The following is a 14,573-nucleotide window of genomic DNA, read 5'->3' as shown; positions in this document are numbered from 1 at the left end:
TAGGAGAACTATTTTATGGAAGAATTAATGACTATAATCTTCTTTATTATATTAGTTTCGGTGATAGTTGCAATATTATCTATTAGATATACATTGAGATTGAGAAGGTATCTAGAAGAGTTTATTTATGTTTCTAAAAAAATTAGTAATAAAGAATTTCACTCAAGATTAAATATTTCTGCAAAAGGAGAATTAGGCGAATTAGCTAAAAACTTTAATGAAATGATAGAAATAATGGACAGTACAATTAGTGAGGTTGAATATAGTCATCTTCAAATGACATCAATATTAAAAAGTATATCTCATGGTATATTAGCGATAGATATTGATGGCAATATAATGTTAATAAATGAAGAGGCTAAAAGAATGTTAAAGTGTAACTCTGAAAAACAGATAGAAGGTCTTAATGTTAATGTACTAATAAATGAAGAAAAGCTACTTAAAGAAATAGTTTCTTTTAAAGGTTCTAAGCAAAATAAAAGTAAAGAACTAAAGATAAATGATGATTTAGTATATAAAATTAGTTTGGATCCAATATACCTTCAAGATGTTAAAAACATAATTATAGGTTCTATAATTAATATAGAAGATATAACAGAAAAAGTTAGACTAGAAAATATGAGAAGTGATTTTGTAGCTAATGTAAGTCATGAACTTAAGACTCCTTTAACATCGATTAGTGGATTTGTAGAAACCTTGAAGTTAAACGAAGATATTGATCCACAAACTAGAAATAGATTTTTAGGCATTATAGAAAGTGAGTCAAATAGATTGAAAAGACTTATAGAAGATATACTATTACTATCCTTTATAGAAAATCAGGAAAACTCATTGGTAGACAGTGTTAATATATATGAAGTTTTTATAGAAATTTATGATATGACTAGCTATATAGCTAAATCAAAAAATATAAAATTAACATATGAATTTAGTGATAAATCTATAAAAGTCTGCTCTAATAGAGATTATATAAAACAGGTATTTTTGAATTTAATAGACAATGCGATAAAATATACTCCCGAAAATAAAGAAGTTCACGTAAATGTTAGTGCATCAAAAGGTAATATATGTATTAGCATAAAAGATACAGGTGTAGGAATACCAGAAGAAGATATAGAAAGAATATTTGAAAGATTTTATCGAGTTGATAAAGCTAGAAGCAGAGATGTAGGTGGAACGGGTCTAGGATTAGCTATAATAAAACATATAGTTAAATCTCTAGGTGGAAATATAAGTGTAAAAAGTGAATTAGGTAAAGGTAGTGAATTTATTGTTATAATACCTCAAAAAAATTTCCTTTAATAAAGGAAATTTTTTTTTGTTTTTGCACAAACTAATCTAAGTTAAATATAAAATTTCTAAGAGAGATAAGTTTATTAAAAGGAGTGATAAGATGAAGGAGAGTTTTCTAAATGAAGAATTGTTTAGGAGATCATTTATAGTAGCTATAGTAATAGGAATATTATGTAGAGGATTAGTTTTGAGAGTTACTGATAAACAGTATCCATCAAGACCTCAAGATTATTTAGAACAAATAATAATCTCAGCGCTATCAGCATCTCTAGGAGCTATTGCACTACCAGCTCTTATGGACAAAGAGTTCTCTGCATTAACATTCTTTGCAGTAGCCATACAACAATTCCAAGGGCTAGCACAGCAGGAAAGAATAACATTAGAAAATATAGACAAGTCAGAAATGGTTCCTAAAGGATCATCATACGTAGAGGAAATAGCATCTACATATGAAGCAAGAAGCTATATAAGTTTGTTTTCATCGTTAGCAGCATCGCTAATATTTATATTTATGTCTAAAAAATACAACTTTAAATTTTTTGCATGTACAATAGGCGCTATTATAGGAGGAGCGATAGTAGGATTAATATTCAAAAGATATTTAAGACGTGATAGCATAGGAGACGTAGCTAAAATAATACCGGCTAAAATAAATTTTGATGGTCCAATATTAAAAGTTAATAATGTAGTGATAACTAATATTGGATTAGAAGATACTAGAAAAAAATATATTGAAGAAGGCCTAGCAGTAGAAATAATACCAAATAATCTTGGAGACTTTGGTATTGTAAATGATGAAGGTCAAAGGGAAGCTATATTACATAATATATTTTTACATCTAGGTATAAATAAAGATGTTGATGAAAAAGATATATTAGCTATCTCAAGAACAGATTTAGATAAAAATACAGTCGTATTACCTTTTATACCTATATTAAAAGATATGAATTCTATGATAGAAGTAATTAAAAGTACACCTATTATAGAAACAGCAAAAGGTCATCAGAGTGATTACAAGATAAAAATCAATAAATAATAAACAATAAAGAGGTGATTAAATGGATACAGTGTTCTTTGTAGGATTAGTTATTGGTATTTCATCTAGAGTGATAATGTTAAACTTAGATAAGAGACAATATCCTACTCAACCTAATATCTTAATGACACAAATTGTTTTAGCAGCAGTTGCATCAGCATTAGGTGCACTATTAGTACCAGCATTAAAAGACCGTTCGTATACATCAATAACATTTTTATCATTAGCAGCAGAACAATTTAGACAAGTTAGAGAAAACAGAAGAAATACATTACAAAATTTAGAAGATGTTCAATTAGTTCAAAGAGGAGAAGCATTTATAGAGGAAATAGCTAGAACATATGAAGTAAGAAATTATATGTGTATAATAACATCTTTTTCAACTGTAGGACTACACTATCTTATAATATCTGAATTAAAGTTAAGTTATAACGTAGCTTTAACTATAAGTGCGGTGGCTGGTATTATGCTAGCTTTAATTCTTAAAAAGATGCTTCAAAGAGAAAGTATAGGAGACGTAGCAGACGTAGTTCCAGTAGAAATAACTTTTGTAGATGGATTTATAATGAAGGTTGGAGATGTAAAAGGAATAACTAATGTAGGTTTAAAATCAGATAGAGAAAGATATCTTTCTAAAGGATTGGGTATAGAAATAATACCTAAAGATAAAAGTTATAGTAATGCAGGAATATTAATGGATCCAGGTCAAAGACAAGCTATATTGTATAATATTTACTCTAGAATGGGAATACTTAGAGAGCACAATGAACCAGCATTTTATCCATTACCAAGAAGAAATGCTCAACATGAAAGTTTAGTTTTAGCATATATGCCTGTGGAAAAGGACATGGACAAACTTATAGAGGCAGTTAAATCATGCCCAATACTTTCAAGTGCAAAAGGTAAAAACTTATCATTAAAAAATACTCCGATAGGTAAGAAAGGAAGTGCATAAAAATGGCAATGAATGTAGGTTTGAATGAATATGCATTAGCTATAATTACAATGGATAAAAATCTTAAAAGTGGTGGAGGTTGTCCAATATTTTATGCAGAGGATAATGATGACTTACAGCATAAAGCTATGTTGATGGCGAAAAGTGTAGGTGGTATGGTTCATGATATGACAAATGGAACTTTGATTATAGTCAAACATTAAAAGGTACCTTTAGGTACCTTTTGAATTATAGGGAATATTGACTATATTTATCAAAACATGGTATTATAATATGATGTATTTACTAAAGAAAAGTGGTGATAATATATGGAAGTAAATGTTAAAAATATAAATAATGTAATTAGTAAAGTATATAAAAATAGTATTGCTGATGAATTAGGCATTGAAGTTGGAGATTTACTTATGTCTATAAATGGGCAAACTATAAATGATATAATAGAGTATAGATTTTTACTGAGTGATGAGTATTTAGAAGTTGAAATAAAAAAAATCAACGGAGAAATATATATATATGAAATAGAAAAGGATTATGATGATGATTTAGGAATTGAATTTACAAATCCTATAATAGACCAAGCAAAAAGTTGTAGAAATAAATGTGTATTTTGTTTTATAGATCAACTTCCTAAAGGGATGAGAGAAACTCTTTATTTTAAAGATGATGATTCAAGACTATCATTTTTACAAGGAAACTTTGTAACACTTACTAATATGAGTGAAGAAGATATAGATAATATAATTAAGTATAGAATAAGCCCTATAAATATATCTGTACATACGACTAATCCTGAGTTAAGACAGAAAATGATAAATAATAGATTTGCAGGGAAATTATATAGTATAATGCAAAGACTTGCAGATGCACAGATTCAAATGAATTGTCAAATTGTATTATGTCCCGGATATAATGACAAAGAAGAATTAACAAGAACTATAAGTGATTTAGAAAAATTATATCCATATGTAAATAGTGCGGCAATTGTTCCGGTTGGAATTACTAAACACAGAAGCCATTTACCTAATTTAGATATATTTAATGAAAAGACAGCAAATGAAACTATCGACCAAATACAAAATATTCAAAAGATATATCTAGATAAAATAGGTACAAGATTTGCCTTTTTATCAGATGAATTTTATATTATAGCTAATAGAAAATTATTAGAATATGATAAATATGAAGGATTTATACAATTTGAAAATGGTGTAGGTATGATAAGTAAGCTTGAAAGAGAAATACAAGAACATTTAATAACAATTTCTCAAGCACAGAGAATGAGAAAAAAGAAAATATCTATAGCAACAGGTCATTCAGCATTTGAATTTATAAAACAAATGGCAGATGAAATTATGAATACATGTAAAGATGTAGAAATCAATGTGTTTAAAATTGTGAATGATTTTTTTGGAGAGACAATAACAGTTTCAGGACTAATAACAGCTACAGATATTATAGAACAATTGAAAGATAAAGACTTAGGCGAAACTTTATATATACCAAGAAGTATGCTTAAAGCAGACGAGGAAATATTCCTAGATAATATAACTTTAGATGAGTTACAAAAGACAATGAACATAGAAGTTGTACCATGCTTAAATGAAGGGTGTGACTTTATAGATAAAATATTAAAATAAATTTTTAAAGGTGAAAGGAGAATATTATGAGCGATAACAGACCGATTGTTGCAGTAGTAGGAAGACCGAATGTTGGAAAATCAACATTATTTAATAAATTAGCAGGAAAAAGAATATCTATAGTAGAAGATACTCCTGGCGTTACTAGAGATAGAATATTTACAGAGGTGGAATGGTTAAACAGATATTTCACATTAATAGATACTGGAGGTATTGAGCCAGAAAATGGAGATATAATATTATCTCATATGAGAAATCAAGCTATGCTTGCTATGGATATGGCTCACATCGTACTTTTTGTAGTTGACGGAAAGTCAGGATTAACACCAGCAGATAGAGAAGTAGCACAAATACTTAGAAAGACTAACAAACCTGTAATATTAGTAGTTAATAAAATAGATAGCCAAAGTCAATTCGATAATGTTTATGATTTCTATGAGTTAGGACTTGGAGTGCCATATGCAATATCAAGTGCAAATAGTATGGGACTTGGAGATTTACTAGATGAAGTTATTCAGAATTTTCCAGAAGGATTAAACACTGAGTATGACGAAGATATAATAAGAGTTGCTATAACTGGAAAGCCTAATGCAGGAAAAAGTTCAATACTTAATAATATATTAGGAGAAGAAAGAGTTATAGTAAGTCCTATAGCGGGTACAACAAGAGATGCAGTAGATACTTATGTAGAAAAGAATGGACAAAAATTCCTTCTTATAGATACTGCTGGATTAAGAAGAAAAAGCAAAATATACGAATCTGTAGAGAAATACAGTGTAATAAGATCTATGGCAGCTGTTGACAGAGCAGACGTTGTTTTAATAGTAATAGATGCTGCAGAAGGAATTACAGAACAAGATACAAAAGTTGCAGGTATAGCACACGATGAAGGTAAGGCTTGTGTATTCGTAGTAAATAAGTGGGACTTAATAGAAAAAGATAATAAAACTTTAGGTAATTATACTAAGGATATAAAAGAAAAGTTCCCATTCATGATGTATGCACCAGTGGTATTTGTATCAGCTAAAACTAATCAAAGAATGAGTAAAGTATTAGAAGTAGCAGAATATGTAGCAAGTGAACATGCTAAAAGAGTATCTACTTCAGCATTAAATGATGTAATTGGTGAAGCTGTAATGTTAAATCAACCACCATCAGATAAAGGAAAGAGATTAAAGATTTATTATGGATCTCAAACTGGAGTTAAGCCACCTAAATTTACATTATTTATAAACGATAAAAAGTTAACTCACTTCTCATATCAAAGATATCTTGAAAATAAGATAAGAGAAAACTTTGGATTTGAAGGTACACCAGTACAATTTGAGTACAGAGAAAAAAATAGAGGTTAATAAAACTACCTAAGGGGGATTAATATGCTTAGCTATATATTAATTATTATAATTGCCTATCTTTTAGGAAATATATCAACGTCTTATTTAGTAGCTAAAAAAATGATTGGTGTTGATATAAGAACTCAAGGTTCTGGTAATGCAGGATCAACAAATGTGCTAAGAACTCTTGGTAAAAAGGCAGGAGCAATTACATTTTTAGGAGATTTATTGAAGGGTATGATTGCTGTATTTATAGCACAAATTGTAGCAAGATTTACAGGAATTGATGTGGTTACATCTGGATATATAGCTGTTATAGGTGTTGTATGTGGTCATAATTGGCCTGCATTCTTAGGTTTTAGAGGGGGCAAAGGCGTGGCTACATCTTTAGGAGCTATGATTGCTGTAAATCCTATAATAGCATTAACTTGCTTTGGTATATTCTTAATAATTGTAGCTGTAACTAAATATGTATCGTTAGGTTCAGTATTAGGTATATCAATGTCTCCTATATTTATGATGTTTTTAAATAATAAAAAAGGTCTATTGGTTACATTATTTTTAACTATATCAGTTATATATACTCACAGAGAAAATATAAAAAGATTATTAAAAGGAACTGAGAGAAAGATAGGTCAAAAAAAAGAATAATTTAGCATGGTTAGGTGGTGTTTTAAATGGAAAAATTATGTATACTAGGAGCTGGAAGCTGGGGAAGTGCATTAGGACTTGTACTAGCTAAAAAAGGCTATCAAGTAAATATGTGGACTTTAAGTGAAGAACAAGCTGAAAAGATAAATAGAACAAGAGAAAATATAGACTATTTGCCTGGAGTATTGTTTCCAAATAACATAACATTAACTACAGACATAGAAGAGGCAATAAAAGATAGTAAGATAATAGTATTAGCAGTGCCATCACAAGCAATAAGAAGTGTTTGTAAACAAATAAAAACATTTGTTAAAGATGACCAGATAATTGTTGATGTTGCAAAAGGACTTGAAAAAGGAACTGGGCTTAGACTATCGGAAGTATGTGAGCAAGAGTTACCAAATAATCCATATGTAACATTATCTGGTCCATCACATGCAGAGGAAGTAGCTAAGGATATACCTACAACAGTTGTAGTAGCATCTAAGGATTTAGAAATAGCTCAAAGTGTTCAGGACATATTTATGAGCCCTAAGTTTAGAGTATATACAAATCCTGATATAGTAGGTGTTGAATTAGGTGGAGCTTTAAAGAATATAATAGCCTTTGGAGCTGGTATATGTGATGGATTAGGATATGGTGATAATGCTAAGGCAGCTTTGATGACTAGAGGAATTAGAGAAATCGGAAGGCTAGGTCAAGCAATGGGTGCTAATTCATCTACTTTTGCAGGACTTTCAGGTATAGGTGATCTAATAGTTACTTGTACGAGTATGCACAGTAGAAATAGAAGAGCCGGTATACTAATAGGTCAAGGTAAAACTTTAGATGAAACATTAAAAGAAGTAAAAATGGTAGTCGAGGGAATTACAGCTACAGAGGTAGCACATGAAGTGGCTAAAGATTTTAAAATAGATATGCCGATAACTAATGCAATATATTCAGTATTACATAATGGGTTAAATCCAAATGAAGTAGTGATAGAATTGATGATGCGAAACAAAACTCATGAAATGGAAGAAGTAGTTGAAGATAAGCTAGGATTTTAATCCTAGCTTTTTTTCATATGATTAAAGTAAATTTTTTATAAATAAAATAATTAAGTTTTTTATGTAATAATCTATTTTAAATTTTATATAATTAAATTTTCTTTATAAAATTAAGATAAAATTTACTTTAATATTTAAAATAAAATAAAATTATTAGTAATAATAGTCCTAAATCCTAAATATAATTTATTAAGAAACTATATGCAGGAGGGGAATTTAATGAACAACATATATGAAGACATAGCAAAAAGAACACAGGGAGATATATATATTGGTGTAGTAGGACCTGTGAGAACAGGAAAATCTACATTTATAAGAAAGTTTATGGAAAAATTAGTATTACCAAACATAGAGAATGATTTCAAAAGAGAAAGAACTCAGGATGAAATACCACAAAGTGGATCAGGGAAAACTATTATGACAGTTGAGCCAAAATTTGTTCCAGCAGATGGAGTGGAAATAAAAATAAGAGACACAGTATCTTTAAAAGTTAGAATGGTTGATTGTGTAGGATACATAGTAGATGGGGCTTTAGGCCATGAAGAAGATGGAAAACAAAGATTAGTTTCGACACCATGGTCACAAGAAGCTATGACATTTGAACAAGCAGCAGAAATAGGAACTAAAAAAGTTATAAGAGATCATTCTACTTTAGGTATAGTAGTACTTACAGATGGATCAGTAACTGGAATAGATAGAGGCAATTATCTTTCAGCTGAAGAGAGAGTTATATCTGAATTAAAATCACTTAACAAGCCATTTGCAATTGTATTAAATACATTAGACCCTGATAGTGAAGAAACTGAACTATTGAGAGCAGAATTAGAAGAAAAGTATGATGCACCTATAGTTCCATTAAATGTTTTAGCTATGGACGAAGAAGATATAGAAAATGTTATGGAAACAGTACTTTATGATTTTCCATTAAATGAAATAAGAATAAACTTACCAGAATGGATAGAAGGCCTAGAAACAAACCATTGGGTAAAAAATAATATAATATTCGCATTAAAAGAAAGTATAGCAGAGATAGGCAAAATAAGAGATATAAATGCGATTGTGGAAGGATTTTCTGAGTTGGAGTTTTTAGAGGATACTTCGGTAGACAATGTTGAGCTTGGTGAAGGTGTAATAACTATAGATTTAGCAGCTAAACAAGGATTATTCTATAATGTTTTAGAAGAAAAAAGTGGATTTAAGATAGAAGGAGATCATCAATTATTAAGTCTTGTAACTAAATTATCAAGAGTTAAAAATGAGTATGATAAAATAGAGTCTGCTTTAATAGATGCTAAGACTAAGGGATATGGTGTTGTAGCACCATCATTAGAAGAACTTAGCTTAGAAGAACCAGAAATAATAAAACAAGGAAAACAATATGGTGTTAAATTAAGAGCTAATGCTCCTTCTCTTCATATTATAAAAGCAGACATATCAACTGAAATATCTCCTATAGTTGGAAGCCAAAATCAAGGAGAAGAGATGGTTAAGTACTTACAAGATGAGTTTGAGCAAAATCCAAGTGAAATATGGTCATCAAATATGTTTGGAAAATCATTACATGATTTAGTTAAAGAACAACTACAAAGTAAGTTATATACTATGCCAGAAGAAATAAGAATAAAAATACAAAAAACATTACAAAAAATCATAAATGAAGGTAGTATGAATATAATAACTATTTTGTTATAGTAAGGAAAAAAGGTTAATTTTTTATAATATAAAATTAACCTTTTTTTATTACCTAATACAATATTGATTTAATAGATAATCATTAGATATATAAATAAATTTTTTATTATAATGGAGCTTAAATTTGTATAATATTATAGTATATTAATATATATTTTATTTATATACTTTGATATAATTTTAATTTTCAGAATATATTTACGATTTTAAAATTCAGAAAATTGAAAAAATAAAAAGGTGTAATTAAATTTTTATTGAATTATTATTTTGAAGAGATTAAGTTTTAAACGTACTTATAAAGAAATATATATTTAATCTCAATTTTATTATTTTATCTAGGAGGGTATCTTATGGAAGGAATTGTTAATGCTATCAATAATGTCATTTGGAGTAATTGGCTTGTATATTTATGTTTAGGTGCAGGAATTTATTTTTCTTTTAGAACCAGATTTTCACAAGTTAGAAACATTAAAGAAATGGTAACATTGTTATTTAAAGGAGAAAAATCAGCAGAGGGAATATCTTCATTTCAAGCACTATGTACTGCTTTAGCAGGGCGTATAGGAACAGGTAATATAGCCGGAGTTGCAACGGCTATAGCAATGGGAGGTCCAGGAGCATTATTTTGGATGTGGGCAATAGCATTTTTAGGAGCAGGGTCAGCATTTGCAGAATCTGCATTAGCTCAAATATATAAAGAAGAACATGATGGACAATATAGAGGAGGGCCAGCATATTATATTGAAAAAGGATTTGGAAATACAACTTTTTCTAAGTGGTATGGCATATTATTTGCAATAGCAACAGTATTAGCAACAGGACTATTTTTACCAGGAGTTCAATCTAATTCAATAGCTGTAGCAGTAAAAAATGCATTTAATATAAATCCTCAAATAATAGCTATAGTTTTAGTAATTTTATTAGCACTTATAATATTTGGTGGAATAAAAAGAATTGGATCTGCTGCAGAATTAATAGTACCTTTTATGGGTGGGTTATATATATTAATGTCTTTGGTGATAATAGCTGTTAATATAGGACAATTGCCAGATGTAATAGCATTAATATTTAAATCTGCATTTGGAGCAGAACAAGCATTTGCAGGAATAATAGGATCAACAATAGCATGGGGAGTAAAACGTGGAGTTTACTCAAATGAGGCTGGTCAAGGAACAGGACCTCAAGCGGCAGCAGCAGCTGAAGTAACACATCCAGCTAAGCAAGGTTTAGTTCAAGCATTTTCAGTATATGTAGATACATTATTTGTATGTTCAGCAACAGGATTTATGATATTAATGACAGGAAGCTACAATGTAATAGGTGAAGGTGGAGCTATGATAGTAGAAAATCTTCCGGGAGCAGAGATAGGACCTATATATACTCAAACTGCTGTAAGTAGCTTGATTCCAGGATTTGGGGAAGCTTTTGTAGCAATAGCATTATTCTTCTTTGCATTTACAACGTTAATGGCATATTATTATATAGCTGAAGTTAACGTAACATATATATGTAAGAAAATAACAGGCGGAAGTAGCAGTAAATTAGGAATAAATTTATTAAGAATTGTGTTACTAGGAGCAGTAGCATTTGGTTGTGTAAAAACAGCAGCACTAGCATGGACATTAGGGGATATAGGAGTTGGAAGTATGGCATGGCTTAATATAGTAGCTATACTTGGCTTATCAAATATAGCTATGAAGTGCTTTAAAGATTATGAAAGTCAATTAAAATCTGGAGTACCTAGAGAGGAGATATATTTTGATCCTAAGAAATTAGGAATAGAAAATGCTGATTTCTGGGTGGAAAGAAATAAACAAAGAGTAAAAAATATTAAATAAATCAAAAGGGCTTTTTAGTGTATTTTTATACTAAAGGGCCTTTTGATATTTATGTATAATATGTTTTTATAAATTTTACAGGCAATTAATATACTTAACGAAAAAATAAATAAAAGATTAAGGTTTATTTAAATATATGATGCTAATTAATGAAATATTAACATATTTAACCATTGCTTAACACACTAAAAATATAGGAGATGAGTATAATTTATTAAGGAAATTAAATCCAGGAATCATAAAAATTATTTTGAGTTGGGATGAATTCCTAAAAATTATATAGGGGGATAGTTTATGGAATCTGTGATTAATGCGATTAATAGTGTGATTTGGAGTAATTGGTTGATAGGGCTTTGTTTAGGGGCAGGAGTTTATTTTTCTCTTAGAACTAGATTTTTACAAGTTAGACACATTAAAGAAATGGTAATCTTACTTGTGAAAGGCGAAAAATCAGCAGAAGGAATATCTTCATTTCAAGCTTTATGTACAGCATTAGCAGGTCGTATAGGAACTGGAAATATAGCTGGAGTTGCAACGGCTATAGCGATGGGAGGACCTGGAGCACTATTTTGGATGTGGGCAATAGCATTTTTGGGAGCAGGCTCAGCATTTGTTGAATCTACTCTGGCACAAATTTATAAAGAAGTAGACGATGGGCAATATAGAGGTGGTCCAGCTTATTATATAGAAAAATGTATGGGATTAAAATGGTACTCTATACTATTTGCAGTAGCGACAGTATTAGCAACAGGATTTTTCTTACCGGGTGTTCAAGCAAATTCAATAGTAGTAGGAGTGCAAAATGCTTTTGGAATGCAAACTTGGATAGCTGGAATATTTGTGGTAGCATTATTGGCACTTATAATATTTGGTGGTATAAAAAGAATTAGTTCAGCAGCAGAGTTAATAGTACCATTTATGGGAGCTGCATATATACTAATGGCTTTAGTAATAATATTTGTAAATATAGAGAAATTACCAGATGTATTATCATTAATATTTAAATCTGCGTTTGGATCAGAACAAGCATTTGCAGGAATAATAGGGTCAACAATAGCATGGGGAGTAAAACGTGGAGTTTATTCAAATGAGGCAGGTCAAGGAACAGGACCTCAAGCAGCTGCAGCTGCAGAAGTTAGTCATCCAGCTAAGCAAGGTTTTGTTCAAGCATTTTCAGTATATGTAGATACATTATTTGTATGTTCAGCAACAGGATTTATGATATTAATGACAGGAAGTTATAATGTATTGAATGCTAAAGGTCAAATGATAGTAGAAAATTTACCAGGAGTAGATTTTGGCCCTGCATTTACACAGATAGCAGTAGATAAATTAATACCAGGATTTGGAGCAGCTTTCGTAGCAATAGCATTATTCTTCTTTGCATTTACAACATTAATGGCTTATTACTATATAGCAGAGGTTAATTTAGCTTATTTATATAAAAAGATATTTAAAGGCAATGACAACTCGAAAAAATATGTAATGGTAGGTTTAAAAATAGTGTTATTATGTGCAACTTATTATGGATGCATAAAAACAGCAACATTGGCTTGGGCAATGGGGGATATAGGTGTAGGTATGATGGCATGGTTAAATATAATAGCTATATTGATAATAGCCAAACCTGCATTAGTAGCTCTCAAAGATTATGAAGAGCAAAAGAAAGCTAATATACCTAGAGAAAATATAAACTTTGATCCTATCAAACTAGGAATTGAAAATGCAGATTTTTGGGTAGAAAAATTAAAAAATAAATAATTGAAATTATAAAATAGGCTAATTTATTAAATTAGTCTATTTTCATGTTGAAAGCATTTACTTACATAATTAAAATTAGCTACTTATGTTACACATTAGCGTTAAATATGTATTTTAGTAGAAATTATAAAAAGTATGTAATCCTTTTGTAAATTACAATAAGAGGATATATGGTGGTTATTGGAGAAATAATTAAGTAAATTATTTGCATTGAAAGGAGAAAAATATTGAGAAAAATAAGACGCTCTAAGGTTTTAATACTAGGAGTATTTATATATTTAATATTTCAAATATCACTAGTATTTTTAAGTAAAAATACAAAAACACTAGCATTAGAAGTAGAGGAGTTTAAAGCCACTATGAAAACTAAGGGTATAATAGTTAGAGAAGAGTATTTAATAACTTCACAGGATAATGGGATTTTAGATTTAAAATTTAAAGATGGAGATAAAGTAAGGAAAAATGAAACAATAGCATATATAAAGAAAGATAAAAAAGTCGATAAAATAGATAAAAAAATAAATAAAGCTAATGAAGACATTAAAAATATTACAAAATCAGTAAGTGAGTCAAGTAATGAAATAGCTAAAGAAATAGAAGAAAATAAATTAAAAAATAAAAAAGAGGAGAAAAAAATTCTTCAAAGTGAAAAAGAAAAAAGTACATCTTATGTTAGTACAGAAGTGTCAGGAGTTATATCATATAAGTTTGATAATATGGAAAATAAATATACACTGGATGAATTGAAAAAAATAACTAGTAACGATATAGAAAAAGAAGAAAATAACTATACACAAGTAAAAGATAATTCGACAATAAAAAAAGGAGAACCTATAGCTAGAATTATAAATAATTATGAATCTTATATAGTAACATGCATATCAAAAGATGAATCAAAAAATTTTGTAAAAGGTGAAACTTTAAAAATAGTATTAAATAAAGAAGAAATAGATGCGAAAGTAGATCAAATAGAAAAAAATGGATCAAATGTTACTATTATATTTAAAATAACTAATCAAAATGTAGGAATTTACGATACAAGAGTAGAAGAATTTGATATAATATATAAACAAATAGAAGGTTTAAAAATACCTAAAAGTTCTGTAAAAGTTGTCAATGGAAAAAAAGGCGTATATGTAGTAAATGAACAAACTCAAGATATTGAATTTATAGAATTAGAAGGAATAGAACATGAAGATAAGGAGTTTGTATATCTAGATTATTATAAAAACAATATAGATGGATCCAAGACGGTTAATTTATACGATGAGATTATTTTAAGGCCAAATGCTATAAATAAAAATATTAAAATGAAGTAGGTGAAAAA

The 14,573-nt window shown here is 29.1% G+C and carries 12 protein-coding genes; all 12 read left to right on the top strand.

The window, feature by feature from the left end; all coding sequences use genetic code 11:
* The first annotated feature begins 15 nt into the window (after positions 1-15).
* The 12 genes from NWE74_RS08460 to NWE74_RS08405 all read left to right on the top strand — a co-directional run bounded on the left by NWE74_RS08460 (position 16) and on the right by NWE74_RS08405 (position 14,565).
* Positions 16-1,302 carry a HAMP domain-containing sensor histidine kinase gene (locus NWE74_RS08460; RefSeq protein WP_258242772.1) on the top strand — a complete coding sequence of 429 codons (1,287 nt, stop codon included), beginning with the start codon at positions 16-18 and terminating at the stop codon, positions 1,300-1,302.
* A 91-nt stretch (positions 1,303-1,393) separates the two neighbouring features.
* Positions 1,394-2,329: a YIEGIA family protein gene (locus NWE74_RS08455; protein WP_258242771.1), complete on the top strand. Its 936-nt coding sequence runs from the start codon at positions 1,394-1,396 to the stop codon at positions 2,327-2,329.
* Positions 2,330-2,351: 22 nt separating this feature from the next.
* The gene (locus tag NWE74_RS08450; RefSeq protein WP_258242770.1) at positions 2,352-3,284 is read left to right on the top strand and encodes a YIEGIA family protein; all 933 of its coding nucleotides are present in this window, start codon (positions 2,352-2,354) and stop codon (positions 3,282-3,284) included.
* 2 nt (positions 3,285-3,286) lie between these two features.
* Positions 3,287-3,487, top strand: coding sequence for a capping complex subunit for YIEGIA (locus tag NWE74_RS08445; protein ID WP_258242769.1), 201 nt, complete (start codon positions 3,287-3,289; stop codon positions 3,485-3,487).
* Positions 3,488-3,592: 105 nt separating this feature from the next.
* Complete coding sequence (locus tag NWE74_RS08440) at positions 3,593-4,921, top strand: DUF512 domain-containing protein (protein ID WP_258242768.1); 1,329 nt, start codon at positions 3,593-3,595, stop codon at positions 4,919-4,921.
* Positions 4,922-4,947: 26 nt separating this feature from the next.
* Complete coding sequence (gene der / locus NWE74_RS08435) at positions 4,948-6,273, top strand: ribosome biogenesis GTPase Der (RefSeq protein WP_092726182.1); 1,326 nt, start codon at positions 4,948-4,950, stop codon at positions 6,271-6,273.
* An 18-nt stretch (positions 6,274-6,291) separates the two neighbouring features.
* Positions 6,292-6,906, top strand: a complete 615-nt coding sequence (gene plsY, locus NWE74_RS08430) for a glycerol-3-phosphate 1-O-acyltransferase PlsY (RefSeq protein ID WP_258244439.1) — start codon at positions 6,292-6,294, stop codon at positions 6,904-6,906.
* 26 nt (positions 6,907-6,932) lie between these two features.
* The gene (locus NWE74_RS08425) at positions 6,933-7,955 is read left to right on the top strand and encodes an NAD(P)H-dependent glycerol-3-phosphate dehydrogenase (protein ID WP_258242767.1); all 1,023 of its coding nucleotides are present in this window, start codon (positions 6,933-6,935) and stop codon (positions 7,953-7,955) included.
* Positions 7,956-8,174: 219 nt separating this feature from the next.
* Positions 8,175-9,647, top strand: coding sequence for a stage IV sporulation protein A (spoIVA, locus tag NWE74_RS08420; RefSeq protein ID WP_258242766.1), 1,473 nt, complete (start codon positions 8,175-8,177; stop codon positions 9,645-9,647).
* Between the two features lie 350 nt (positions 9,648-9,997).
* Positions 9,998-11,485 (top strand): alanine/glycine:cation symporter family protein, encoded by a 1,488-nt coding sequence (locus NWE74_RS08415; protein WP_258242765.1) that lies wholly within the window; start codon positions 9,998-10,000, stop codon positions 11,483-11,485.
* A 294-nt stretch (positions 11,486-11,779) separates the two neighbouring features.
* Positions 11,780-13,246: an alanine/glycine:cation symporter family protein gene (locus NWE74_RS08410; protein ID WP_258242764.1), complete on the top strand. Its 1,467-nt coding sequence runs from the start codon at positions 11,780-11,782 to the stop codon at positions 13,244-13,246.
* 200 nt (positions 13,247-13,446) lie between these two features.
* Entirely contained in the window at positions 13,447-14,565 is a 1,119-nt protein-coding gene (locus tag NWE74_RS08405; protein WP_309137307.1) for an HlyD family efflux transporter periplasmic adaptor subunit, read from the top strand.
* Positions 14,566-14,573 lie beyond the last annotated feature (8 nt).

This window comes from Romboutsia lituseburensis (assembly GCF_024723825.1).
Taxonomy (GTDB): Bacteria; Bacillota; Clostridia; order Peptostreptococcales; family Peptostreptococcaceae; genus Romboutsia_F; species Romboutsia_F lituseburensis_A.
The sequence above is the reverse complement of the archived record's forward strand: the minus strand, read 5'-3'. Positions and strand labels throughout refer to the sequence as shown.

Bases quoted from the DNA above. Each gene is read 5' to 3' on its own strand.
- NWE74_RS08460 (WP_258242772.1), top strand. From the start codon at position 16: ATGGAAGAATTAATGACTATAATCTTCTTTATTATATTAGTTTCGGTG.
- NWE74_RS08455 (WP_258242771.1), top strand. From the start codon at position 1,394: ATGAAGGAGAGTTTTCTAAATGAAGAATTGTTTAGGAGATCATTTATA.
- NWE74_RS08450 (WP_258242770.1), top strand. From the start codon at position 2,352: ATGGATACAGTGTTCTTTGTAGGATTAGTTATTGGTATTTCATCTAGA.
- NWE74_RS08445 (WP_258242769.1), top strand. From the start codon at position 3,287: ATGGCAATGAATGTAGGTTTGAATGAATATGCATTAGCTATAATTACA.
- NWE74_RS08440 (WP_258242768.1), top strand. From the start codon at position 3,593: ATGGAAGTAAATGTTAAAAATATAAATAATGTAATTAGTAAAGTATAT.
- der (WP_092726182.1), top strand. From the start codon at position 4,948: ATGAGCGATAACAGACCGATTGTTGCAGTAGTAGGAAGACCGAATGTT.
- NWE74_RS08425 (WP_258242767.1), top strand. From the start codon at position 6,933: ATGGAAAAATTATGTATACTAGGAGCTGGAAGCTGGGGAAGTGCATTA.
- spoIVA (WP_258242766.1), top strand. From the start codon at position 8,175: ATGAACAACATATATGAAGACATAGCAAAAAGAACACAGGGAGATATA.
- NWE74_RS08415 (WP_258242765.1), top strand. From the start codon at position 9,998: ATGGAAGGAATTGTTAATGCTATCAATAATGTCATTTGGAGTAATTGG.
- NWE74_RS08410 (WP_258242764.1), top strand. From the start codon at position 11,780: ATGGAATCTGTGATTAATGCGATTAATAGTGTGATTTGGAGTAATTGG.